Annotated in this window: 22 protein-coding genes and 1 other annotated feature; of the genes, 12 read left to right on the top strand and 10 right to left on the bottom strand. The window is 55.8% G+C overall.

The window, feature by feature from the left end:
• Positions 1-24: 24 nt before the first annotated feature.
• From trpA to trpL, 6 genes are all read right to left on the bottom strand, one after another.
• Positions 25-834, bottom strand: coding sequence for a tryptophan synthase subunit alpha (gene trpA, locus ACOTZC_RS06010; protein ID WP_023312082.1), 810 nt, complete (start codon positions 832-834; stop codon positions 25-27).
• Positions 834-2,027 (bottom strand): tryptophan synthase subunit beta, encoded by a 1,194-nt coding sequence (gene trpB, locus ACOTZC_RS06005; protein ID WP_248162441.1) that lies wholly within the window; start codon positions 2,025-2,027, stop codon positions 834-836. Before trpB ends, trpA begins: the two co-directional genes overlap by 1 nt.
• A 10-nt stretch (positions 2,028-2,037) precedes the next feature.
• The gene (gene trpCF, locus ACOTZC_RS06000; protein ID WP_047174182.1) at positions 2,038-3,396 is read right to left on the bottom strand and encodes a bifunctional indole-3-glycerol-phosphate synthase TrpC/phosphoribosylanthranilate isomerase TrpF; all 1,359 of its coding nucleotides are present in this window, start codon (positions 3,394-3,396) and stop codon (positions 2,038-2,040) included.
• A gap of 3 nt (positions 3,397-3,399) precedes the next feature.
• Positions 3,400-4,995, bottom strand: coding sequence for a bifunctional anthranilate synthase glutamate amidotransferase component TrpG/anthranilate phosphoribosyltransferase TrpD (trpD, locus tag ACOTZC_RS05995; protein ID WP_421635662.1), 1,596 nt, complete (start codon positions 4,993-4,995; stop codon positions 3,400-3,402).
• Positions 4,995-6,557, bottom strand: coding sequence for an anthranilate synthase component 1 (locus ACOTZC_RS05990; RefSeq protein ID WP_023312078.1), 1,563 nt, complete (start codon positions 6,555-6,557; stop codon positions 4,995-4,997). Before ACOTZC_RS05990 ends, trpD begins: the two co-directional genes overlap by 1 nt.
• Before the next feature lie 23 nt (positions 6,558-6,580).
• Positions 6,581-6,674 (bottom strand) — a sequence feature (Trp leader region).
• Positions 6,651-6,695: a trp operon leader peptide gene (gene trpL / locus ACOTZC_RS05985; RefSeq protein ID WP_071524153.1), complete on the bottom strand. Its 45-nt coding sequence runs from the start codon at positions 6,693-6,695 to the stop codon at positions 6,651-6,653. It overlaps the preceding feature by 24 nt.
• 139 nt (positions 6,696-6,834) lie before the next feature.
• Between trpL and rnm the strand changes: the two genes are divergently transcribed.
• From rnm to rluB, 3 genes are all read left to right on the top strand, one after another.
• Positions 6,835-7,716 carry an RNase RNM gene (rnm, locus tag ACOTZC_RS05980; RefSeq protein ID WP_134866108.1) on the top strand — a complete coding sequence of 294 codons (882 nt, stop codon included), beginning with the start codon at positions 6,835-6,837 and terminating at the stop codon, positions 7,714-7,716.
• Positions 7,713-8,333, top strand: coding sequence for an L-threonylcarbamoyladenylate synthase (locus ACOTZC_RS05975; RefSeq protein ID WP_003856793.1), 621 nt, complete (start codon positions 7,713-7,715; stop codon positions 8,331-8,333). Before rnm ends, ACOTZC_RS05975 begins: the two co-directional genes overlap by 4 nt.
• Positions 8,334-8,429: 96 nt before the next feature.
• The gene (gene rluB, locus ACOTZC_RS05970; protein ID WP_421635661.1) at positions 8,430-9,305 is read left to right on the top strand and encodes a 23S rRNA pseudouridine(2605) synthase RluB; all 876 of its coding nucleotides are present in this window, start codon (positions 8,430-8,432) and stop codon (positions 9,303-9,305) included.
• A gap of 35 nt (positions 9,306-9,340) precedes the next feature.
• Here the strand turns inward: rluB and cobO are convergent, their stop codons facing one another.
• Complete coding sequence (gene cobO, locus ACOTZC_RS05965) at positions 9,341-9,931, bottom strand: cob(I)yrinic acid a,c-diamide adenosyltransferase (RefSeq protein WP_045400186.1); 591 nt, start codon at positions 9,929-9,931, stop codon at positions 9,341-9,343.
• Complete coding sequence (locus ACOTZC_RS05960) at positions 9,928-10,689, bottom strand: YciK family oxidoreductase (RefSeq protein WP_047174184.1); 762 nt, start codon at positions 10,687-10,689, stop codon at positions 9,928-9,930. Before ACOTZC_RS05960 ends, cobO begins: the two co-directional genes overlap by 4 nt.
• 251 nt (positions 10,690-10,940) lie before the next feature.
• On the opposite strand from ACOTZC_RS05960, the gene sohB reads away from it, so the two are divergent.
• Complete coding sequence (gene sohB, locus ACOTZC_RS05955) at positions 10,941-11,987, top strand: protease SohB (protein WP_032647576.1); 1,047 nt, start codon at positions 10,941-10,943, stop codon at positions 11,985-11,987.
• 34 nt (positions 11,988-12,021) lie between these two features.
• Here sohB and ACOTZC_RS05950 read toward each other — a convergent pair whose 3' ends face one another.
• Positions 12,022-12,273 (bottom strand): YciN family protein, encoded by a 252-nt coding sequence (locus ACOTZC_RS05950; RefSeq protein ID WP_023312072.1) that lies wholly within the window; start codon positions 12,271-12,273, stop codon positions 12,022-12,024.
• A 399-nt stretch (positions 12,274-12,672) separates the two neighbouring features.
• Here ACOTZC_RS05950 and topA point away from each other — a divergent pair, with 399 nt between their 5' ends.
• The 5 genes from topA (at position 12,673) to acnA (ending at position 20,158) form a co-directional block, all read left to right on the top strand.
• Complete coding sequence (gene topA, locus ACOTZC_RS05945; RefSeq protein ID WP_045620487.1) at positions 12,673-15,270, top strand: type I DNA topoisomerase; 2,598 nt, start codon at positions 12,673-12,675, stop codon at positions 15,268-15,270.
• A gap of 187 nt (positions 15,271-15,457) precedes the next feature.
• Entirely contained in the window at positions 15,458-16,432 is a 975-nt protein-coding gene (gene cysB / locus ACOTZC_RS05940; RefSeq protein WP_008502814.1) for an HTH-type transcriptional regulator CysB, read from the top strand.
• 338 nt (positions 16,433-16,770) lie between these two features.
• The gene (locus ACOTZC_RS05935) at positions 16,771-16,911 is read left to right on the top strand and encodes a YmiA family putative membrane protein (RefSeq protein WP_213327741.1); all 141 of its coding nucleotides are present in this window, start codon (positions 16,771-16,773) and stop codon (positions 16,909-16,911) included.
• A gap of 311 nt (positions 16,912-17,222) precedes the next feature.
• A complete protein-coding gene (ymiC, locus tag ACOTZC_RS05930) occupies positions 17,223-17,321 on the top strand; it encodes a small membrane protein YmiC (protein ID WP_032623144.1) in 99 nt (32 codons plus the stop codon).
• Between the two features lie 161 nt (positions 17,322-17,482).
• A complete protein-coding gene (gene acnA / locus ACOTZC_RS05925; RefSeq protein ID WP_023312069.1) occupies positions 17,483-20,158 on the top strand; it encodes an aconitate hydratase AcnA in 2,676 nt (891 codons plus the stop codon).
• Positions 20,159-20,195: 37 nt separating this feature from the next.
• Here acnA and ribA read toward each other — a convergent pair whose 3' ends face one another.
• Positions 20,196-20,786, bottom strand: coding sequence for a GTP cyclohydrolase II (gene ribA, locus ACOTZC_RS05920; RefSeq protein WP_008501210.1), 591 nt, complete (start codon positions 20,784-20,786; stop codon positions 20,196-20,198).
• Positions 20,787-20,983: 197 nt separating this feature from the next.
• Here ribA and pgpB point away from each other — a divergent pair, with 197 nt between their 5' ends.
• The 3 genes from pgpB to lapB all read left to right on the top strand — a co-directional run bounded on the left by pgpB (position 20,984) and on the right by lapB (position 23,384).
• On the top strand, positions 20,984-21,751 hold the full coding sequence (pgpB, locus tag ACOTZC_RS05915) for a phosphatidylglycerophosphatase B (protein ID WP_059446799.1): 768 nt from the start codon (positions 20,984-20,986) through the stop codon (positions 21,749-21,751).
• Positions 21,752-21,899: 148 nt separating this feature from the next.
• On the top strand, positions 21,900-22,208 hold the full coding sequence (locus tag ACOTZC_RS05910) for a LapA family protein (RefSeq protein WP_023312067.1): 309 nt from the start codon (positions 21,900-21,902) through the stop codon (positions 22,206-22,208).
• Between the two features lie 6 nt (positions 22,209-22,214).
• Positions 22,215-23,384 carry a lipopolysaccharide assembly protein LapB gene (gene lapB / locus ACOTZC_RS05905; RefSeq protein ID WP_047174185.1) on the top strand — a complete coding sequence of 390 codons (1,170 nt, stop codon included), beginning with the start codon at positions 22,215-22,217 and terminating at the stop codon, positions 23,382-23,384.
• Positions 23,385-23,491: the final 107 nt, after the last annotated feature.

The following is a 23,491-nucleotide window of genomic DNA, read 5'->3' as shown; positions in this document are numbered from 1 at the left end:
GCAGGAAGCCAGACGGTGGAAGGGTTATGCTTTACGCGTCGCCGCTTTCATTGCGGTCACAAACGCTTTCAGCTCGGCCAGCATCTGCTCGGGCTTGTCCACGTTCTTTTCGATGATCTTCACAATCGCGGAGCCGGAGATGGCACCAGCCGCCTTCGCGTCAATCGCTGCGGTGACCTGATCCGGAGATGAAATCCCGAACCCCTGCAGCGGAGGCGCGGCATGGTACTCGGCCAGCTTCTCCACCAGATGATGCAGCGGCAGGGCGGCTTTATTCTCGGCACCGGTCACGCCCGCGCGGGAGAGCAGGTAGGTATACCCGCGTCCGTAAGAGGCAATCTGGCGCAGCAGTTCGTCATCGGCGTTCGGCGGGCAGATGAAAATCGGGGCGACGTTATGGCGCATCGCCGCCTGACGGAATGGCGCAGACTCCTCAACCGGCACGTCTGCCACCAGAACGGAGTCGACGCCCACGCGCGCGCACTCGGCATAGAACTCATCAATACCGCGGTTAAAGACCAGGTTGGCGTACATCAGCAGGCCGATCGGAATGGTCGGGTGCTTCTGGCGAATCGCCGCCAGCATCTCGAAGCACTGGGTTGGCGTCACGCCGGAGGCAAACGCGCGCAGCGTCGCATTCTGGATGGTCGGGCCATCCGCCAGCGGATCGGAGAACGGAATACCCAGCTCCAGCGCGTCGGCCCCGGCTTCAATCAGGGTGTCGATAATCTTCAGCGACTGTTCCGGGCCCGGATCGCCCAGGGTGACGAAGGGAACGAACGCGCCTTCCTGGCGGGATTTCAGCTCTGCAAATACGTTATCGTAGCGTTCCATCAGATTTCCCCTCGTGCTTTCAGAATATCGTGAACGGTGAAGATATCTTTGTCACCGCGTCCGGAAAGGTTCACCACCAGCAGCTGCTCTTTTTCCGGGTTTTCTTTCATCATTTTCAGCGCCTGCGCCAGCGCGTGCGAAGACTCCAGCGCCGGGATGATCCCTTCGCTGCGGCACAGCGTTTTGAAGGCTTCCAGCGCTTCATCATCGGTAATGGAGACATAGTCCGCGCGGCCGGTGCTGTTCAGATACGCATGCTGCGGCCCGACGGACGGGAAGTCGAGGCCGGCAGAAATAGAGTAAGACTCTTCAATCTGACCCTCATCGGTTTGCATCATCGGGGATTTCATCCCGAAGTAGATCCCCACGCGGCCATGCTTCAGCGGCGCGCCGTGTTCACCCGATTCAATGCCGTGACCGGCAGGCTCGACGCCAATCAGGCCCACGCTGGTGTCGTCGATAAAGTCTGCGAACATACCGATGGCGTTGGAGCCGCCGCCGACGCAGGCGATCACCGCATCCGGGAGGCGACCCTCTTTTTCGAGGATCTGCGCTTTGGTCTCTTCACCGATCATGCGCTGGAATTCGCGCACGATAGTCGGGAACGGGTGCGGGCCAGCCGCGGTACCGAGCATATAGTGTGCGGTTTCATAGCTGCCAGACCAGTCGCGCAGCGCTTCGTTACAGGCGTCTTTCAACGTCGCGGAGCCGCTGTGCACCGGGATCACTTCTGCTCCCATCAGACGCATACGGAAGACGTTCGGAGACTGACGCTCAACGTCTTTTGCTCCCATATAGATGCGGCATTTCAGACCGAGCAGGGCGCTGGCAAGCGCAGAAGCCACGCCGTGCTGACCCGCACCGGTTTCGGCGATGATTTCGGTTTTGCCCATACGCTTCGCAAGCAGCGCCTGACCCAGCACCTGGTTAGTTTTATGCGCGCCGCCGTGCAGCAGGTCTTCACGCTTCAGATACAGCGTGGTTTTGGTGCCTTCCGTCAGGTTGCGGCATTTGGTCAGCGCGGTCGGACGACCGGCGTAATTTTTCAGCAGGTCGGTAAATTCAGCCTGAAACGCCGGGTCTTTCTGCGCGCTGACAAACGCTTCTTCCAGCTGGCGCAGCGCGGGCATCAGGATTTGCGGGACGTACATCCCGCCGAACTCACCAAAATACGGGTTAAGTAATGTCGTCATCTTCTCTTCCTTAATATGCACGCAGAGTTTTAAAAACCGAGGCCAGCTTGCTGGCATCTTTGATACCCGGCTGGGACTCTACGCCTGAATTGAAATCGAGGCCTGCGCAGCCGGTTTTAGCGGCTTCTACGCAGTTATCCGGGCCTAATCCACCCGCCAGCAGGACGTTGTCCAGCTTTGCGCCGTTCAGCAGCGACCAGTCAAAACGCTGGCCGGTACCGCCCTGGCCGTTATCGAGGACGTATTTATCCACGTAGTTCAGGTTACGCGAGGGCAACGTATCACCAACGCATTGCGCTTTCCAGATCTGCACCTGTGGTGCCAGCGCGGCGCGCAGGGCATCGATATAGATCTGGTCTTCATCGCCGTGGAGCTGCACCGCGCTCAGGGATAACGCGTCGGCTTTTGCCGCAACGTCTGCAATATCTGCATTGCGGAAAACGCCCACGTAGCTGAGCGGAGCCGCTGCGATGACCTTACGCGCCTGCTCTTCGCTGACCGCGCGAGGAGAGGAATCCACAAAGATCAGCCCGCCATAAATCGCCCCGGCTTCATACGCGGCATGGGCATCCTGCTCGCGGGTTAAGCCGCAGACTTTGTTTTCACCCAGCAGCACGCGACGCACAGCCGCATTGAGATCGTCATGTTCCATCATGGCGGAGCCAATCAGGAAACCGTTGGCAAAGTGGCTCAGCTCGCGCACCTGGGCGTAGCTGTTAATGCCGGATTCGCTGATCACCGTGACGCCAGACCCCAGACGCGGCGCCAGCTGACGCGTACGGTTAAGGTCAATGGACAGGTCGCGCAGATCGCGGTTGTTAATGCCGACCACTTTGGCTTCCAGCGCAATCGCGCGCTCCAGCTCCTCTTCGTTGCTCACTTCGGTCAGCACGCCCATATTCAGGCTGTGCGCCACGGCGGAAAGCTGGCGATACTGCTCATCGTCGAGCACCGAGAGCATCAGCAGGCAGGCGTCGGCCTGGTAAAAACGCGCCAGCCAGATCTGATACGGGTCGATAATAAAGTCTTTGCACAGGATCGGCTGCGGCGCGATGCCGCTGACGATGGGCAGAAAATCGAAGCTGCCCTGAAAATATTTCTCATCCGTCAGCACGGAGATGGCTGAAGCATGATGCTTATAAATGCCGGCAATACGCGCCGGATCGAAATCGTCACGAATAACGCCTTTGGACGGGGACGCTTTTTTGCACTCAAGAATAAACGCGGTGCGCGTACCCCGCAGGGCGTCATAGAAACGACGGCTGCTCGGGACGACGTCATTCTGGAAACTGGCAAGCGGCTGCTGTTGCTTGCGGGCTTCCACCCAGATGGCCTTATCGGCAACGATTTTCGCTAAAACGGTCTGCATTCTTTACCCTCTTGCCGCAAGTGCGGTAACGCGATCGTAAGCTGCACCGGAGCGCAGTACATCCAGAACTTTTTGAACGTTGGCCTTCAGGTCTTCCTCACCGTGCAAACGCATCAGCATGGCGACGTTGGCAGCAACGGCGGCCTCATGGGCGATCTCTCCTTTACCTTGTAATAAGCGCGTGAGAATGTCACGGTTTTCTTCCGGCGTACCGCCAGCCAGCGCTTCCTGATGGTATGGCGCAAGGCCGAAGTCGGCAGCCTCCAGCTGATAGCTCAGGATTTCACCGTCGCGCAGTTCGGCCACCAGCGTTGGCGCATGAAGAGAAACCTCATCCATACCGCCGCTGTGCACCACGGCGGCACGCTGATAACCCAGCACGCGCAGCGTCTCGGCAATCGGCAGAACCAGTTCCGGGCTGTAAACGCCAATCAGCGCCAGCGGCGGGTGGGCCGGGTTGATCAGCGGGCCGAGCACGTTAAACAGCGTGCGGGTTTTAAGCTGCTGACGAACCGGCATCGCGTGGCGGAAACCGGTGTGATACTTCGGCGCAAACAGGAAGCAGACGCCCAGGTCATCCAGCGCTTCACGGGAACGCTCGGCGTTCATATCGAGGTTAATACCGAATGCGGCGAGCAGATCGGAAGAACCTGACCGGCTGGACACGCTGCGGTTGCCGTGCTTCGCGACCTTCAAACCACACGCCGCCGCCACGAAGGCGCTGGCGGTGGAGATATTGATGCTGTTACTGCCGTCACCGCCGGTACCGACAATATCCGCAAACTGATAGTCCGGGCGAGGGAACGGGGCGGCATTTTCCAGCAGTGCCGTGGCGGCACCGGCGATCTCCTGCGGGCTTTCGCCGCGCACCTTCATGCTCACCAGCGCGGCTGCAAGCTGCTCAGGCTTCAGCTCACCGCGAACCACGGCGGAGAAGAGCTGATGGCTCTCCTGCTGGCTCAGGGTCTGCGCCTGGTACAGTTTTTCCAGAATCGGCTGCAGGGTGTTGGTCTGCTCCAGCTTCTGTAACGCCCAGTCGAGCGTCTGCTCCAGCAGGCGGGCGCCATGGGAGGTCAGGATTGATTCCGGGTGGAACTGCAGGCCGCAGACGCGGTCCGCATCGTGGCGCACCGCCATCACCATACCTTCAAACGAGGCGTTGATAGTCAGCCCGGCGGGAATATTGCTGCCAACCAGCGAATGATAGCGCGCGACCGGGAGCGGGTTCGGCAGCCCGGCAAACATCGCCTGGCCGTCATGTTCAATGCTGGACGCTTTACCGTGCAGGATCTCACCCGCCTGGCCAACGTAGCCGCCGTAGGCTTCAACAATCGCCTGATGGCCGAGGCAGATGCCGACGATCGGCAGTTTGCCGCGCATGCGGGTCAGCAGCTCCGGCATACAGCCCGCTTCGCTCGGCGCGCCTGGCCCCGGGGAGAGCATCAGCACCGGGTTTTGCATGGTGGCCAGACGGTCAATCAGGGTCTGCGCCGGAACGTGGTTGCGGTAGATAACGACGTTGTGGCCATTCGCACGCAGCTGATCTGCCAGGTTATAGGTAAAGGAGTCGATATTATCGAGCAGCAGAATGTCAGCCATCAGAAAATCTCCTGTGCATGGTGTGCGGTAGCAATGGCTCGTAGGACCGCACGGGCTTTACTGCGCGTTTCGTCAGCTTCAGACTGCGGAACAGAATCAAGAACAATCCCGGCACCCGCCTGAACGGTGGCGATACCGTCTTCAACGTAGGCGGAGCGGATTACGATGCAGGTATCGAGGTCACCGTGGGCGGTGAAGTAGCCCACCGCGCCGCCGTAGCTGCCGCGACGGCGTCCTTCGGCGGCGGCAATCAGCTGCATGGCGCGTACTTTCGGCGCGCCGCTGAGGGTGCCCATGTTCATGCAGGCGCGGTAGGCGTGCAGCACGTCGAGATCGTGGCGCAGCTCGCCGACCACGCGGGAGACCAGGTGCATCACGAACGAATAGCGGTCGACTTTGGTCAGGTCCGCCACGTAGCGGCTGCCGGGAGTACAAATGCGTGCCAGATCGTTACGCGCCAGGTCAACCAGCATCAGGTGCTCGGAGAGTTCTTTATGGTCGGTGCGCATCTCCAGCTCGATGCGGCTGTCCAGATCGCGGTCCAGCGAGCCATCGGCGCGGCGTCCGCGCGGACGGGTACCGGCAATCGGGTAGATCTCAATCTGACGGCTGGTGGCGTCGTATTTCAGCGAGCTTTCCGGCGAGGCGCCGAACAGCGTGAATTCGTTGTCCTGCATGAAGAACATGTACGGGCTTGGGTTACTCTTTTTCAGCACGTCGTAGGCTGCGAGCGGCGACGGGCAGGGCAGCGAGAAGCGACGGGACGGCACGACCTGGAAAATTTCCCCGGCGCGAATCGCTTTTTGCATCTGGCGAACCACGGCGCCGTACTGATCGTCAGTCTGGTTAACGTCGCAGGTCATTTTCTCCACGCGCTGCACCGGCAGCGCGGGTGGTGCTTCCGTCATCTGCTGCTGCAGTTGAGCGATGCGGTACTCAAGACGGTTTTTCTCAGCGGCAGACGGCGTGAACAGGCTTGCCTGGATGCGGGTGTATTGCTTCTGGTGGTCGATCACCAGCAGCGTTTCAGCCAGATAGAAGCAATAATCCGGGCAGCGATTGCCCTGCTCGGTTTCCGGCAAATCTTCAAAACCGGCAACCAGGTCGTAAGCAAACAGCCCGCCGAAGAACATCGCCTCACGCTCGTCTTCCGGCACGGTGACCAGATTCTGCAGCAGGCGGAAGGCATCGAAAACGGACAGGGAGCAGAGGCGCGCGTCTTCGTCCAGCAGCTGGCTCACCGGCGGGAAATGCAGAATGCGCATTTCTGGATGACGTTCATTTTCAATGCCCGATGGCAGGGCGGCATCCAGCAGCGGCAGCAGCGATGCGCCATTGTCTGATAATGCCTTGATGGTGACAGTGTCACCTAAAGCGGTAATGCGCAGCGCGCTGTCGACCAGCAGCAGGCTCTTGAGATCGTCCTTGCTGTCGATATCCGCCGATTCCAGCAGCAGCGTTGCCGGACGAGCCCCGCACACCTGATGAAACAGCGCGGTCGGGTTGTGGCGATAGGCCGCCTCGCAGGTCAGCAGTTCGAGATGAGGTTTGGCTGTTTGCATGTTGTTGTTCTCATATTTTGTTCAAAAAAAAGCCCGCTGGGTAGCGGGCGGGTATCTGTTTGCATTTCGCAGACGCGTGACACTGCCCGAAGATCAGGAAGTGCGCCACCAGCCGTGAAGAGCGAAATGTGCTGTCATTTTCAGATACCTTTCTCGTGTGAACTTGCGTACTAGTTAACTGGTTCGATGGCAAGTTGTCAACCCTTGATTTCAGAATTTCGCGTTAAGTCGGTATCATGGTGTTTTCGGATGTCTCCAACCTGTTATGGGAAGTGCTTTGAGCGATACCACCTACGCCATTATTTATGATTTACACAGCCATACTCAGGCCTCTGACGGCCTACTGACACCCGAAGCCCTGGTTCATCGCGCCGTTGAAATGCGCGTCGGCACGCTGGCGATAACCGATCACGATACCACTGATGCCATTCCGGCGGCGCGCGCAGAGATTGCCCGCAGCGGGCTGGCGCTGAATCTGGTGTCCGGCGTCGAGATCTCGACCGTCTGGGAAAACCATGAGATTCATATTGTTGGCCTGAACATCGATATAGACCATCCGGCACTTACGGCATTTTTGCAAGAACAAAAAACGCGCCGCAATCAGCGCGCAGAGATGATCGGCGAGCGTCTGGAAAAGGCGCATATTCCGGGCGCGCTGGAAGGCGCGCAAAAGATGGCGAACGGCGGGGCGGTCACCCGCGGTCATTTCGCCCGTTTTCTGGTCGAGGCGGGCAAAGCGACGAACATGGCGGACGTCTTTAAAAAGTATCTGGCACGCGGTAAAACCGGATACGTTCCGCCACAGTGGTGTACAATAAAACAAGCTATTGATGTGATTCATCATTCTGGCGGTAAGGCCGTGCTGGCCCATCCTGGGCGGTATAATCTTTCTGCTAAATGGCTGAAAAGGCTGCTGGCACACTTTGCCGAATGCGGTGGCGAGGCGATGGAAGTCGCCCAGTGTCAGCAGGCGCCCAACGAGCGCGCGCAGCTCGCGACCTATGCCCGCCAGTTCGGCCTGCTTGGGTCACAGGGCTCTGATTTCCATCAGCCCTGCGCGTGGATCGAACTGGGGCGCAAGCTCTGGTTGCCCGCTGGCGTTGAGCCGGTCTGGCAGCTCTGGGAACAGCCGCAGCAAATTGAAGAGAGGGAAGTATGAGTCAGTTTTTCTATATCCATCCGGATAACCCGCAGCCACGTCTGATCAACCAGGCCGTAGAGATCGTCCGCAAAGGTGGCGTGATTGTCTACCCGACCGATTCAGGCTATGCGCTGGGCTGTAAAATTGAAGATAAAGGGGCAATGGAGCGCATTTGCCGTATTCGCCAGCTGCCGGACGGCCATAACTTTACTCTGATGTGCCGCGATCTCTCTGAGCTGTCGACCTATGCGTATGTTGATAACGTGGCGTTTCGCCTGATTAAGAACAACACGCCGGGCAACTACACCTTCATCCTGAAGGGCACGAAGGAAGTACCGCGTCGTCTGCTGCAGGAGAAACGCAAAACCATCGGTATGCGCGTGCCGTCGAACCCGATTGCGCAGGCGCTGCTGGAAACCCTCGGCGAACCGATGCTTTCTACCTCGCTGATGCTGCCCGGAAGTGAGTTTACCGAGTCCGATCCGGAAGAGATCAAAGATCGTCTGGAGAAGGTGGTCGAGCTGATTATTCACGGCGGCTATCTCGGCCAGCAGCCGACCACCGTGGTCGACTTAACCGAAGATGCACCGGAAGTGATTCGTGAAGGCGTGGGTGACGTAAAGCCTTTCTTGTAAAGGTATAAGCAGATATACTACGCGGCCATCAAAGCAGGGCTCAGCCCTCTTTTGACCTGATTCGACGCCTGTGAAGGCGACACCTGAGGAAGCTCAATGAGCGAGAAGTTACAGAAAGTGCTGGCGCGCGCCGGCCACGGCTCACGCCGTGAAATCGAAGCCATTATTGAAGCGGGTCGCGTGAGTGTGGACGGTAAAATCGCCACGCTGGGTGACCGCGTTGAAATCGTACCGGGGCTGAAGATCCGCATCGACGGCCACCTCATCTCCGTGAAAGAGTCCGCTGAACAGATCTGCCGCGTGCTGGCTTACTACAAGCCGGAAGGCGAGCTGTGCACCCGCAACGACCCGGAAGGTCGTCCGACGGTGTTTGACCGTCTGCCTAAACTGCGTGGCGCTCGCTGGATTGCCGTCGGTCGTCTGGACGTGAACACCTGCGGTCTGCTGCTGTTCACCACCGATGGTGAACTGGCAAACCGTCTGATGCACCCAAGCCGTGAAGTGGAACGTGAATACGCGGTGCGCGTATTTGGCCAGGTTGACGAAAATAAACTGCGCGATCTGTCGCGTGGCGTTCAGCTTGAAGACGGTCCTGCGGCGTTCAAAACCATCAAATTTACCGGTGGGGAAGGCATTAACCAGTGGTACAACGTGACCCTGACCGAAGGCCGTAACCGCGAGGTGCGTCGTCTCTGGGAAGCGGTAGGCGTCCAGGTGAGCCGTCTGATCCGCGTCCGTTACGGCGACATTCTGCTGCCGAAAGGTCTGCCGCGCGGGGGTTATACCGAACTGGATCTGACCAAAACCAACTACCTGCGCGAGCTGGTTGGCCTGACGCCGGAAACCACCTCAAAAGTGGCGGTGGAAAAAGATCGTCGTCGCATGAAGGCGAATCAGATCCGTCGCGCGGTGAAGCGCCACAGCCAGGTGAGCAGCAGTCGCCGCTCCGGCAGCCGTAACAACAACGGTTAATATTAAAGCCCGGTGAACGCACCGGGCTTTTTTCTTTAGTAATCAATTCCAATTTGCGCTTTGACGCCTGCATCAAACGCGTGTTTGACCGGACGCAGTTCGCTGACGGTATCGGCCATCTCCAGAATATCCCGATGACACCCGCGCCCCGTGACGATAACCGTCTGGTGTACAGGACGGTTCTTCAGAGCATCCAGAACGGCTTCCAGCGGCAGGTAGTCGTAGGCGACCATATAGGTGATCTCATCCAGCAGAACCATATTCAGCGAGGGATCGGCCAGCATTCTCTTTGCATGCTCCCAGACGGCGAGACAGGCTGCGGTGTCCGTTTCCCGATTCTGAGTATCCCACGTAAAACCGGTCGCCATCACCTGAAACTCAACGCCGTGAGGCTCAAGCAAATTCCGCTCACCGTTGGGCCATTCGCCTTTGATAAACTGGATCACGCCCACTTTTTGCCCGTGTCCGACGGCGCGCGTCGCCGTGCCGAATGCGGCGGTGGTTTTCCCTTTTCCGTTGCCGGTAAAAACGATGACGATCCCACGTTCGTCCTGGGCTGCGGCAACGCGTGCATCGACCTGTTCTTTCAGACGCTGCTGGCGCTGCTGATGACGTTCTTCACTCATTGCGAAATTCCTGGTTTACGTCCCGGCTGGGCGTCAAAGGTCATCCCGGTTTTGCGGCGGCTGTCGTCGCCCATCAGCCAGAGATAGAGCGGCATAATGTCTGCCGGGGTTTTCAGCTTCTGCGGATCTTCGCTCGGGAACGCGCTGGCGCGCATTTTGGTGCGCGTACCGCCCGGGTTAATGCAGTTTACGCGCAGATGGCGGCTCTGATACTCCTCCGCCAGCACCTGCATCATGCCTTCGGTCGCGAATTTTGATACGGCATAGGCTCCCCAGTTTGCGCGTCCTTCACGGCCAACGCTGGACGAGGTAAAGACCAGGGACCCGGACTCGGATTTGAGTAATAAAGGAAGCAATGCCTGTGTCAGGAAAAACGTGCCGTTGACGTTGACCTGCATCACCTGCTGCCAGATATCAGGATCCTGTTCATCCATCGGACGAACCTCGCCTAACAAACCGGCGTTATGCAGCACGCCGTCGAGTCTCGGATAGTGAGCGCTGATGCGCTGGGCTAATTCCTGGCACACCGCGGGCGTGCAGGTCAGTAAATCGAGTGTATACCACGGGGCAGGCGTGCCGTATTTAGCCTCAACCTCCTGAGCGACGTTTTGCAGTTTTTCTTCGCTGCGGCCGATCAGAATGACGTTCGCGCCATATTCGGCGTATGTCAGGGCCGCCTCGCGGCCAATCCCGTCGCTGGCACCGGTGACAAGAATAATCCGGTTGTGCAGCAGATTTTTTTGCGGTTGATAATGCACGGTGACTCCTCAGGCGACCGGTGACGCAATGGCGCCTTTATAATGACTTTTCGGCTTTATGCCCGAATTCGCCTGATAATTCAATCAGTCTACAGGACGCATTACTGTAAAATTAATATTTTGCAAATATTTAATCTCCGGTCCGGGGATTCCTGAAGGCGCCTCGCAGAGGTAATGTCGCGAGCGAGACGCATGGGCAGGGCTGTTGTACACTGCCGTGAAAGATTCGTGGTTAAATCAAGGTGGAACGCGTGGAATTACTTTCTCAATATGGGTTGTTTTTGGCCAAAATCGCGACGGTGGTAATTGCCATTGCGGTGGTAGCCGTTCTGATTGTCAACCTGACGCAGCGCAAGCGTCAGCGTGGGGAGTTACGCATAACCCGCCTGAGCGAGCAGTATAAAGAGATGCAGGAAGAGATGTCTCTGGCGCTGCTTGATAGTCATCAACAGAAACTCTGGCTGAAAGCGCAGAAGAAAAAGCATAAACAGGAAGCCAAAGCGGCAAAGGCAAAAGCAAAGCTCAATGCGCCGCAGGATAAGGCCACGCCGCGCGTCTATGTGCTCGATTTTAAAGGCAGTATGGATGCGCATGAAGTGTCTTCTCTGCGGGAAGAAGTGACTGCCGTTCTGGCCGTGGCGACACCGCAGGATCAGGTTGTCGTGCGTCTTGAAAGCCCGGGCGGGGTGGTTCACGGTTACGGACTGGCCGCCTCACAGCTGCAGCGCCTGCGTGAAAAACAGATCCCGCTGACCGTGGCCGTGGATAAAGTTGCAGCGAGCGGTGGCTACATGATGGCCTGCGTGGCGGACAAAATTGTTGCCGCGCCGTTCTCCATTATTGGCTCGATCGGCGTGGTCGCGCAAATTCCGAACTTTAACCGCTTCCTGAAAAATAAAGAGATTGATATCGAACTTCACACGGCGGGTCAGTACAAACGTACCCTGACGCTGCTGGGGGAAAACACGGAAGAAGGGCGTCAAAAATTCCGCGAAGATCTCAACGAAACGCATCATCTCTTTAAAGATTTTGTACACCGTATGCGCCCAACGCTGGACATTGAACAGGTCGCGACGGGCGAGCACTGGTACGGCGTCCAGGCGCAGGAGAAAGGGCTGGTGGATGAAGTTGGAACCAGCGACGATCTGCTGCTCAATCTGATGGAAGGTCGGGAACTGGTGGGCGTGCGCTTTACCCAGCGTAAGCGACTCCTTGACCGCTTTACCAACAGTGCCGCGGAAAGCGCGGATCGTCTGCTGCTGCGCTGGCTACAGCGCGGACAAAAACCGCTGCTGTAAACAAAAACGCGAGGCATATGCCTCGCGCTTTGCGTTAATCGACCAGGTGATATTTCTCTGAAAGCGTATGCGCCAGGTATTTGAACATGTTAAACACGGCGGTGCTTTTCGGGGTCGGTAAACCCTGTTCGTCAAGGAAGTATTCGCCGCTGAAAATCAGCACGCCATTACGCTGCTCTACGCCGGTGGCTTCAATGCCCGCCAGCGTATCTTCATGGTCACGGATAAGCTTGTTTGCTTCGATAAGCAGAGAGGCTCGGTCAATAGGTTGGGTCGTATTCTGCATAATCCACTCCTTAAACAGTGACAATAGTCTACGCCGAGGGCGCTTTGGGGGCAAATTTTCCCTGTAATGTGAGGGGATAAGGTGCAGGGTCCTGGCTGGCGGGATCTGCTTTTGCATGCTAATAAAGTTGCGTAACGAATTTTATCAGGTAGAGTGTGCGCTTTCGTCATTCTGGCAACAGAATTGCTTGACATTCAACCGGGAATTCGTCACGAATTACACGAGATGTGAGAAAAATACCCGAAAACTCAATCACCTGGGCGTCTTCTCATTAACGTCCGGTAAGACAAAGGGGTTGATATCTCCTGACGCAGTCGCAATATCATTGGCTCGTCGTCAGCGGAAGGGAAATCAACGTGCGGCGTATTCCTGGAAGAATTAAATTAGGTAAAGGTGAATATGGGTAAAGCTCTCGTCATCGTTGAGTCCCCGGCAAAAGCCAAAACGATCAATAAGTATCTGGGTAATGACTACGTGGTTAAGTCCAGCGTGGGTCATATCCGCGATTTGCCGACCAGTGGCTCAGCCAGCAAAAAGAGCGCAGACTCTACCTCCACCAAAGGGGCTAAAAAGCCTAAAAAGGATGAACGTAGCGCGCTTGTCAACCGCATGGGTGTTAACCCATGGCATAACTGGGATGCACAATATGAAGTGCTGCCCGGTAAAGAAAAAGTCGTTAACGAACTGAAGCAGCTTGCTGAAAAAGCAGACCACATCTATCTCGCAACCGACCTTGACCGCGAAGGGGAAGCCATTGCGTGGCACCTGCGGGAAGTGATCGGTGGTGATGACAAACGCTACAGCCGTGTAGTGTTTAACGAAATTACGAAGAATGCGATTCGTCAGGCGTTTGAGAAGCCGGGCGAGCTGAATATTGACCGCGTAAACGCACAGCAGGCACGTCGCTTTATGGACCGCGTTGTGGGTTACATGGTCTCTCCACTGCTGTGGAAGAAGATTGCCCGTGGCCTGTCCGCAGGGCGTGTGCAGTCCGTCGCCGTGCGTCTGGTCGTTGAGCGTGAGCGCGAAATTAAAGCCTTCGTGCCGGAAGAGTTCTGGGAAGTCGATGCCAATGTGACCACGCCGGGCGGTGACGCTCTGCCGCTGCAGGTGAGCCATCACAACGACAAGCCTTTCCGTCCGGAAAACCGCGACCAGACCATGGCCGCCGTAGCGCTGTTGGAAAAAGCACGCTATCAGGTGCTGGAACGTGAAGACAAACCGACCAGCAGCAAGCCGGGTGCGCCGTTTATTACCTCTACGCTGCAGCAGGCTGCAAGCACGCGTCTGGGTTATGGCGTGAAGAAGACCATGATGATGGCGCAGCGCCTGTATGAAGCGGGCTACATCACCTACATGCGTACCGATTCAACCAACCTGAGCCAGGATGCGGTCAACATGGTCCGCGGCTACATCAGCGACAATTTCGGTAAGAAATACCTGCCGGAAAGCGCTAACCAGTTCGCCAGCAAAGAGAACTCTCAGGAAGCTCACGAAGCGATTCGTCCTTCTGACGTCTCGGTGTTAGCGGAATCGCTGAAAGACATGGAAGCTGACGCGCAGAAGCTGTATCAGCTGATCTGGCGCCAGTTCGTGGCGTGCCAGATGACCCCGGCGCAGTACGACTCCACCACGCTGACCGTCGGCGCGGGTGATTTCCGCCTGAAGGCGCGCGGTCGTATTCTGCGCTTCGACGGCTGGACGAAGGTGATGCCTGCGCTGCGTAAAGGCGATGAAGACAGAACGCTGCCTGCGGTTAATAAAGGTGACGAGTTGTCGCTTGTCGATCTGGTTCCGGCACAGCACTTCACTAAGCCACCTGCGCGCTTCAGTGAAGCGTCCCTGGTGAAAGAGCTGGAAAAACGCGGTATTGGTCGTCCATCGACCTACGCGTCCATCATCTCGACCATTCAGGACCGCGGCTACGTGCGCGTTGAAAACCGCCGTTTCTATGCGGAAAAAATGGGTGAGATCGTCACTGACCGTCTGGAAGCAAACTTCCGCGAGTTGATGAACTACGATTTCACCGCGCAAATGGAAGACAGCCTCGACCAGGTTGCCAGCCATCAGGCGGAATGGAAAAAGGTACTCGACAGCTTCTTCAGCGACTTTACCGACCAGCTTGAAAAAGCGGAGAAAGACCCTGAAGAGGGCGGCATGCTGCCTAACCAGATGGTTCTGACCAGCATCGACTGTCCAACCTGCGGCCGCAAGATGGGGATCCGCACCGCAACCACAGGCGTGTTCCTTGGGTGCTCCGGCTATGCGCTTTCACCAAAAGAGCGCTGCAAAACCACCATCAACCTGGTGCCTGAGAACGAAGTTCTCAACGTGCTGGAGGGTGACGATGCGGAAACTAACGCTCTGCGTGCCAAACGCCGCTGCAAGAAATGCGGCACGGCAATGGACAGCTACCTGATCGATCCAAAACGTAAGCTGCACGTTTGCGGTAATAACCCAACGTGTGACGGGTATGAGATCGAAGAGGGCGAGTTCCGCATTAAAGGCTATGACGGCCCGATTGTGGAATGCGAGAAGTGTGGTTCTGAAATGCACCTGAAAATGGGGCGTTTCGGTAAGTACATGGCCTGTACCAACGACGAGTGTAAAAACACGCGCAAAATTCTGCGTAACGGCGAAGTGGCTCCTCCTAAGGAAGATCCGGTTCCGCTGCCAGAACTGCCGTGCGAGAAATCAGACGCGTACTTCGTGCTGCGTGATGGTGCTGCAGGTGTCTTCCTGGCCGCCAACACCTTCCCGAAATCGCGTGAAACGCGCGCGCCGCTGGTGGAAGAGCTGCATCGCTTCCGCGATCGTCTGCCTGAGAAACTGCGTTATCTGGCCGATGCGCCACAGCAGGATCCGGAAGGCAACAAAACCGTGGTACGGTTTAGCCGTAAAACTAAGCAGCAGTATGTTGCGGCAGAGAAAGAGGGTAAAGCGACCGGATGGTCAGCCTTCTTTGTCGATGGCAAATGGGTTGAAGGCAAGAAATAATCTTCCCTTACCGTAACTTACCTGTAAAAGGGCCGGATTTCCGGCCCTTTTTTATTACCTTGTTATTATTTTTTGTTCCGTACTATACAGTCAGGCTATAAATGATATAGTGGTTATAGTTAACCTGTTTCTTATTATTAAATCGTCTTAAGCGATTGACCGCATGCGCTAAATCGGATGGTCTGGCATGAAATTACAGCAGCTTCGTTATATCGTTGAGGTGGTGAATCATAACCTTAACGTCTCTTCTACCGCCGAGGGGTTGTATACCTCGCAACCGGGCATCAGCAAACAAGTTCGTATGCTGGAGGACGAGTTAGGTATCCAGATATTTGCCCGCAGCGGTAAGCATCTCACCCAGGTGACGCCTGCGGGGCAGGAAATCATCCGCATTGCGCGGGAAGTCCTCTCTAAAGTCGATGCAATTAAGTCTGTGGCGGGTGAACACACCTGGCCGGATAAAGGTTCGCTGTATATTGCCACGACGCACACCCAGGCGCGCTATGCGCTACCCGGTGTGATCAAAGGCTTTATCGAGCGTTATCCTCGCGTCTCTTTGCATATGCACCAGGGCTCGCCAACGCAAATTGCTGAAGCCGTATCCAAGGGGAATGCAGACTTTGCCATCGCCACCGAAGCGCTTCATCTGTATGACGATCTGGTGATGCTTCCATGCTATCACTGGAACCGTTCTATCGTGGTGACCCCCGATCACCCCCTGGCGGGTAAAGGGTCGGTCACTATCGAAGAGCTGGCTCAATATCCGTTGGTGACGTATACGTTTGGCTTTACCGGACGGTCCGAGCTTGATACGGCCTTTAACCGGGCAGGGTTAACGCCGCGCATTGTCTTTACCGCGACGGATGCCGACGTGATTAAAACCTATGTGCGGCTTGGTCTGGGGGTGGGCGTTATTGCCAGCATGGCGGTGGATCCGGTGTCAGACCCTGACCTGGTGCGTCTTGATGCGCATGATGTTTTCAGTCATAGCACTACAAAGATTGGCTTCCGTCGTAGCACCTTCCTCCGCAGCTATATGTATGATTTTATTCAGCGCTTTGCCCCTCATTTAACGCGTGACGTGGTTGATACCGCCGTTGCATTACGCTCAAATGAAGATATTGAAGAGATGTTTAAAGACATCAAACTCCCCGAAAAATAATCACACCCGGTATCTTTCCCTTAGGGAAAGATACCGAAATAACGCCTCAAAGCTAAATTAGAATTATCATCATCTACGCATCCCCTGTCATATAATGTCATTATCCATTTAATCTGTAAGGTTATAATGTCGTGAATTGGCGACAAAAGTAGAAACTAATTTACGCCTTCGCAAATTTTTCTTTTCAATTATTTATTTCTGGTCAAAAGATTGAATATTTCATACCTTCCGGTGCGTAAATTCACTGGCTTTTCGGCTAAAGTTTCTTTAGGATTTATCTCAACAGATGATTAATTGTACCAATTGTTTGGTCCTAAATGATAAGCGATGTCGATTGTATGAGGTTAGCAATGCCTTCAGGAAGTGAAGAACCGCAAAGGGATCCTGCGCTCAAGCGTAAAGCCTGGCTGGCGGTCTTTCTCGTCTCTACCCTGTTTTGGGTGGTGGTTGCTCTCCTGGCCTGGAAATATTGGGGTTAAATATGGCAGTGACGGTACGTACAGAAACGGTAAAACAGATGTGTCAGCATCGTGACAACGGCCACAGAGGGCGTAAAGCACCTGCGACTGTTGTACCCGCGTCCTGGAAACTAACGCCGCAGCAGCAAGCGTTTATTGATGTGTTCGCAGAAGACGAACCCAAAAAACAATAATTTAGTTAATTGCGTAATGATGCAAATAGTCTGAATATCGACTCTGCACTTTCGTACTCTTTAATAAATACACATCAGCAATATAGCACTGAGGACTTACCTCGGATCTTTTAATAAATAATGCCTAGTGTCCCTATGATGAATAACATGACGTCTCACAAATACTGGTCATGGATCGGCGTTTTTACCGTGTCGATTCTGTTCTGGAGTCAGCTCATCTGGTTGGCCCTCCACTAAATTGTAAAACCTCGCTACGGCGGGGTTTTTTGTTTTTCCTTTCTGGACCAATCCTAAATTTATCAATTTGGGTTGTTATCAAAACGTTACGACATCTTTGTGTTATCTTTAATTACGGCCCTGATGATTGTCGGGGCATCTCTGTGATTAAGGAGGAGCTTATGTCGTTAACCCTACGCGAAGCCAGTAAGGATACGTTACAGGCAGAAAATAAAACCTGGCATTACTACAGCCTGCCGCTGGCTGCCAGAACGCTTGGGGACATTTCGCGTTTACCCAAGTCATTGAAAGTTTTACTGGAAAACCTATTGCGCTGGCAGGACGGTGACTCTGTCACCCTCGATGATATCAAGGCGCTGGCAGGGTGGCTGGAAAATGCCCATGCCGACAGAGAAATCGCCTACCGCCCGGCCAGGGTGCTGATGCAGGACTTTACCGGTGTCCCGGCCGTCGTTGATTTAGCCGCGATGCGCGAGGCCGTTAAGCGTCTCGGCGGAGATACGGCAAAAGTGAATCCGCTTTCCCCCGTTGACCTCGTCATTGACCACTCCGTAACCGTTGACCGCTTTGGTGATGACGACGCCTTTGGCGAGAACGTGCGTCTGGAGATGGAACGCAACCACGAGCGCTACGTGTTTCTTAAGTGGGGGCAGCAGGCGTTCAGCCGGTTTAGCGTGGTCCCGCCGGGTACCGGTATTTGTCACCAGGTGAACCTTGAATATCTGGGTAAAGCCGTCTGGAGTGAATTGCAGGATAAAGAGTGGGTCGCCTATCCGGACACGCTGGTGGGCACGGACTCCCATACCACCATGATCAACGGTCTGGGCGTGCTGGGCTGGGGCGTCGGGGGTATCGAAGCGGAAGCGGCCATGCTCGGCCAGCCGGTGTCCATGCTTATCCCTGACGTGGTGGGCTTCAAGCTCACCGGCAAGCTGTCTGAAGGCATTACCGCCACCGATCTGGTGCTCACCGTCACCCAGATGCTGCGTAAGCATGGTGTGGTGGGCAAGTTTGTAGAATTCTACGGTGATGGTCTGGATTCGCTGCCGCTTGCCGACCGTGCCACCATTGCCAATATGGCGCCTGAATACGGTGCAACCTGCGGCTTTTTCCCCATCGATGACGTCACGCTGGAATACATGCGCCTTAGCGGGCGCAGCGAAGAGCAGGTCGCGCTGGTGGAGGCCTATACCAAAGCGCAGGGCATGTGGCGAAACCCGGGCGATGAACCGGTCTTCACCAGCACGCTTGAACTCGATATGGGAAGCGTCGAGGCGAGCCTCGCCGGGCCGAAACGTCCACAGGATCGGGTTGCGCTGAGTGACGTGCCAAAAGCCTTTGCCGCCAGCAATGCCCTGGAAGTGAACGTGGCGCAGAAAGACCACCGTCCAGTCGACTATGTCCTGAACGGACATCAGTATCAGCTCCCGGACGGCGCGGTTGTTATTGCGGCCATTACCTCCTGCACCAACACCTCGAACCCCAGCGTCTTAATGGCGGCAGGTCTGCTGGCTAAAAAGGCGGTAGAGCTTGGGCTAAAACCTCAGCCATGGGTCAAGGCCTCGCTGGCACCGGGTTCCAAAGTGGTATCGGATTATCTGGCGCAGGCCAAACTGACGCCGTACCTTGACGAGCTGGGCTTTAACCTCGTGGGCTACGGCTGTACGACCTGCATTGGTAACTCCGGCCCACTGCCTGAACCGATTGAAACGGCGATTAAGCAGGGCGACCTGACGGTAGGCGCGGTCCTGTCCGGTAACCGAAACTTTGAAGGGCGTATTCACCCGCTGGTGAAAACCAACTGGCTTGCCTCGCCGCCGCTGGTCGTGGCGTATGCCCTTGCAGGCAACATGAATATCAACCTGGCGACCGATCCGATTGGGCACGATCGCAAGAATGACCCTGTCTACCTGAAAGATATCTGGCCATCTTCGCGTGAAATCGCGCTGGCCGTTGAAAAGGTCTCAACCGAGATGTTCCGCAAAGAGTATGCGGAGGTCTTTGAAGGCACGCCGGAGTGGAAAACCATCAACGTCGTGGGCTCAGATACCTACGACTGGCAGGATGACTCGACCTATATTCGTCTGTCGCCGTTCTTTGATGAGATGCTGGCCGAGCCGGCACCGCTTAAGGATATCCACGGCGCGCGCATACTGGCGATGCTGGGGGATTCCGTCACGACCGACCATATCTCTCCGGCGGGGAGTATCAAAGCCGATAGCCCGGCAGGCCGTTATCTGCAGAGCCGGGGCGTCGAACGCCGCGATTTTAACTCCTACGGCTCGCGTCGCGGCAACCATGAGGTCATGATGCGCGGGACCTTTGCCAACATCCGCATTCGTAACGAAATGGTCCCGGGCGTAGAAGGGGGCATGACGCGCCATCTGCCGGGAACGGAAGTGGTTTCGATTTATGATGCGGCGGTCAAATATCAACAGGAAGGTACGCCGCTGGCGGTGATCGCCGGGAAAGAGTACGGTTCCGGCTCCAGCCGCGACTGGGCGGCGAAAGGTCCGCGTCTGCTTGGCGTTCGCGTGGTCATCGCCGAATCGTTCGAACGTATTCACCGCTCGAATCTGATTGGTATGGGGATCCTGCCGCTCGAGTTTCCGCAGGGCGTGACGCGTAAAACGCTGGGACTGACCGGGGAAGAGCAGATTGAGATTAGCGGTCTGCAAAACCTGCAGCCGGGGAAAACGGTGCCGGTGAAGTTAACGCGGGCAGACGGGAAAATCGAGGTGCTGGATTGCCGGTGCCGTATTGATACGGCAACCGAGCTGACCTATTACCAGAACGACGGCATTTTACATTATGTGATTCGTAAGATGCTGGATTGATGAAACGAGCCCGGCACCCGTGCCGGGCTTTTTAGCATTACTCTTTCAGCAGATGACCCATTTTGGCGGCTTTGGTATCCAGGTAGTGGGCGTTCTTCGGGTTACGGCCGACAATCAGCGGTACGCGCTCGACGATGTTGATCCCCGCTTCGGTCAGGATCTCCACTTTTTTCGGGTTATTGGTCAGCAGGCGAACTTCGTCCACGCCCAGCAGCTTGAACATATCGGCGCATAAGGTGAAGTCGCGTTCGTCAGCGGCAAAGCCAAGCTGATGGTTTGCTTCAACCGTATCGTAGCCCTGGTCCTGAAGCGCGTAGGCGCGGATTTTATTCAGCAGACCAATATTACGACCTTCCTGACGGTGATAAAGCAGCACACCGCGGCCTTCTTCTGCAATATGAGACAGGGCGGCTTCCAGCTGGAAACCACAATCACAGCGCAGGCTGAACAGCGCGTCGCCGGTAAGACACTCTGAATGGACGCGGGACAGAACCGGCGTCTGCCCTGAAATGTCACCATAAACCAGCGCGACATGATCCTGTCCGGTTGCCAGTTCTTCAAAACCCACCATCAGGAAATCGCCCCATGGGGTTGGCAGTTTGGCTTCTGCCACACGTTTAAGCTGCATGTGATTCTCCAGAGTAGGCTGACACGTTTCGTGCCTTTGCCCTGTTTTGCTTTCTGTATCAGTTCATTTTGCCACAAGCTCAGCAGGTTCGCCTAATGGGCACCATGCTATATGAACGTTAAACGCACGATCCGACATATCCACCAGGATGATTAATTTCAGTTATGATTGTGACGCTTAGCGAAAAAGGAGAAGACATGCTTTCAATCGCCAGACGTACGGCAGCAGGTGCGGCCATTTTACTGATTATGCCTCTGGCCGTATGGCTTTCAGGCTGGATGTGGCAGCCCGGGCATAATGCCACGTGGCTGAAAACGTTATACTGGATAACGGAAACGGTCACCCAGCCGTGGGGGATTATTACCCACGTACTCCTCTGCGCCTGGTTTCTGTGGTGCCTGCGCTTTCGTTTGCGCGCGGCGCTGATGCTCTTTGCGATCCTTGGGGGCGCTATCCTTGTCGGCCAGGGCGTGAAGTCCTGGGTTAAAGATCGCGTTCAGGAACCGCGTCCTTTTGTCGTCTGGCTAGAAAAAACGCATCATGTTCCGGTGGATGAGTTCTACAATTTAAAGCGTAAAGATCGTGGCGCGCTGGTGAAAGAACAGCTTGCGGAACAGCAGGATATCCCGAAATTCTTGCGTAAACACTGGCAGAAAGAGACCGGGTTCGCGTTTCCTTCCGGTCACACCATGTTTGCGGCCAGCTGGGCGTTGCTGGGGGTTGGGCTGCTTTGGCCAAGGCGCCGAACGATCACTATCGTGATTTTACTGGTCTGGGCGACGGGAGTCATGGGCAGCCGCCTGCTGCTGGGGATGCACTGGCCGCGCGACCTGGTCGTCGCCACGCTCATCTCATGGCTGCTGATCGTGCTGGCGACCTGGCTCACTGAACGATTCTGTGGCCCGCTAACGCCACCGCCAGAAGAGAAAGAAGAAATTGCCGAAAGGGACCAGACAGACGCCTGACGGTTGATATTCCGCATTTTGCCCATAGATCCATGACCTGCGCGTCACTTTTTCCGTTTCGCGCTCGTCGCTAAAATGGTAGTTTATAAGGCTGATTGCGGTGAATTGAACACACTTTATTCGCTTGAACCACATAACGGGAAGTAATGTGAAATATTTACTCATTTTCTTACTGGTATTGGCGATTTTTGTCATTTCAGTCACGTTGGGTGCACAAAACGATCAGCAGGTGACGTTTAACTATCTGCTGGCTCAGGGTGAGTATCGCGTCTCGAGCCTGCTGGCGGTCTTATTTGCTGCCGGATTTGCCATTGGCTGGCTGGTTTGCGGTCTGTTCTGGCTTAAAGTCCGTGTTTCTCTTGCGCGCGCTGAACGTAAAATTAAGCGACTCGAAAATAACATTGCCCCTGCGTCTGACATCCCGGAAAGCTCTGGTGTGCCGGTCGTGAAGGAATAATCGACTATGCTGGAGTTGTTGTTTCTGCTTTTGCCTGTAGCCGCAGCCTATGGCTGGTATATGGGCCGCAGAAGTGCGCAACAAACAAAACAGGATGAGGCCAACCGGCTCTCCCGCGACTACGTTGCGGGGGTGAACTTCCTCCTGAGCAATCAGCAGGACAAAGCGGTAGACCTGTTCCTCGATATGCTTAAAGAGGATACGGGGACGGTTGAAGCGCATCTCACCCTGGGCAACCTGTTCCGCTCGCGCGGCGAGGTCGATCGCGCCATTCGTATTCACCAGACCCTGATGGAAAGCGCCTCGCTGACCTACGATCAACGTCTCCTTGCGGTGCAACAGCTGGGGCGGGATTACATGGCCGCAGGGTTGTACGATCGCGCAGAAGATATGTTCGCGCAGCTGGTGGACGAAACAGATTTCCGCATCGGCGCGCTGCAGCAGCTCCTGCAGATTTATCAGGCCACCAGCGACTGGCAGAAAGCCATTGATACCGCGGAACGTCTGGTGAAGCTGGGTAAAGATAAGCAGCGCGTTGAGATCGCCCATTTCTACTGTGAACTTGCTCTTCAGCAGATGGGCAACGACGACATGGATAAAGCCATGGCGCTGCTGAAGAAAGGCGCCGCCGCGGACCCCAACAGCGCGCGAATCTCCATCATGATGGGGCGCGTCTTTATGGCGAGTGGCGACTACGCCAAAGCCGTTGAAAGCCTGCTGCGGGTTATCGACCAGGACAAAGAGCTGGTCAGTGAAACGCTGGAAATGCTGCAAACCTGCTATCAACAGCTGGACAAGCAGGAAGAGTGGGTAGCTTTCCTGCGTCGCTGCGTGGAAGAAAATACCGGTGCCACCGCTGAACTGATGCTCTCAGACGTCGTTGAGCAGTATGAGGGAAGCGACACCGCGCAGGTTTATATTACGCGTCAGCTGCAGCGCCATCCGACCATGCGGGTGTTCCATAAGCTGATGGATTACCACCTGAACGACGCTGAAGAAGGGCGCGCCAAAGAGAGCCTGATGGTGCTGCGCGACATGGTTGGCGAACAGGTGCGCAGCAAGCCGCGCTATCGTTGCCAGAAGTGTGGTTTTACCGCGTATACGCTCTACTGGCACTGTCCTTCCTGCCGCGCCTGGTCCACCATCAAGCCAATCCGTGGTCTGGACGGGCAGTAATTTTTTTAAAACACTCCACTTTAGTTACAACATACTAATTGTTTTTCCCATATCCTGAACTCCGTGCGGTTTGTCGGCCTGGCAGGCGCGTAAATGGATCCTGTCAA

The organism is Enterobacter cloacae complex sp. SHL009, from assembly GCF_049237205.1.
In the GTDB taxonomy this organism is placed as follows: domain Bacteria; phylum Pseudomonadota; class Gammaproteobacteria; order Enterobacterales; family Enterobacteriaceae; genus Enterobacter; species Enterobacter cloacae_M.
Note: the sequence above shows the minus strand (reverse complement) of the source record. Positions and strands in the feature narration are given on the sequence as shown.

Bases quoted from the DNA above. Each gene is read 5' to 3' on its own strand.
- trpA (WP_023312082.1), bottom strand. From the start codon at position 834: ATGGAACGCTACGATAACGTATTTGCAGAGCTGAAATCCCGCCAGGAA.
- trpB (WP_248162441.1), bottom strand. From the start codon at position 2,027: ATGACGACATTACTTAACCCGTATTTTGGTGAGTTCGGCGGGATGTAC.
- trpCF (WP_047174182.1), bottom strand. From the start codon at position 3,396: ATGCAGACCGTTTTAGCGAAAATCGTTGCCGATAAGGCCATCTGGGTG.
- trpD (WP_421635662.1), bottom strand. From the start codon at position 4,995: ATGGCTGACATTCTGCTGCTCGATAATATCGACTCCTTTACCTATAAC.
- ACOTZC_RS05990 (WP_023312078.1), bottom strand. From the start codon at position 6,557: ATGCAAACAGCCAAACCTCATCTCGAACTGCTGACCTGCGAGGCGGCC.
- ACOTZC_RS05975 (WP_003856793.1), top strand. From the start codon at position 7,713: ATGAGTCAGTTTTTCTATATCCATCCGGATAACCCGCAGCCACGTCTG.
- rluB (WP_421635661.1), top strand. From the start codon at position 8,430: ATGAGCGAGAAGTTACAGAAAGTGCTGGCGCGCGCCGGCCACGGCTCA.
- cobO (WP_045400186.1), bottom strand. From the start codon at position 9,931: ATGAGTGAAGAACGTCATCAGCAGCGCCAGCAGCGTCTGAAAGAACAG.
- ACOTZC_RS05950 (WP_023312072.1), bottom strand. From the start codon at position 12,273: ATGCAGAATACGACCCAACCTATTGACCGAGCCTCTCTGCTTATCGAA.
- topA (WP_045620487.1), top strand. From the start codon at position 12,673: ATGGGTAAAGCTCTCGTCATCGTTGAGTCCCCGGCAAAAGCCAAAACG.
- cysB (WP_008502814.1), top strand. From the start codon at position 15,458: ATGAAATTACAGCAGCTTCGTTATATCGTTGAGGTGGTGAATCATAAC.
- ACOTZC_RS05935 (WP_213327741.1), top strand. From the start codon at position 16,771: ATGAGGTTAGCAATGCCTTCAGGAAGTGAAGAACCGCAAAGGGATCCT.
- ymiC (WP_032623144.1), top strand. From the start codon at position 17,223: ATGAATAACATGACGTCTCACAAATACTGGTCATGGATCGGCGTTTTT.
- acnA (WP_023312069.1), top strand. From the start codon at position 17,483: ATGTCGTTAACCCTACGCGAAGCCAGTAAGGATACGTTACAGGCAGAA.
- ribA (WP_008501210.1), bottom strand. From the start codon at position 20,786: ATGCAGCTTAAACGTGTGGCAGAAGCCAAACTGCCAACCCCATGGGGC.
- pgpB (WP_059446799.1), top strand. From the start codon at position 20,984: ATGCTTTCAATCGCCAGACGTACGGCAGCAGGTGCGGCCATTTTACTG.
- lapB (WP_047174185.1), top strand. From the start codon at position 22,215: ATGCTGGAGTTGTTGTTTCTGCTTTTGCCTGTAGCCGCAGCCTATGGC.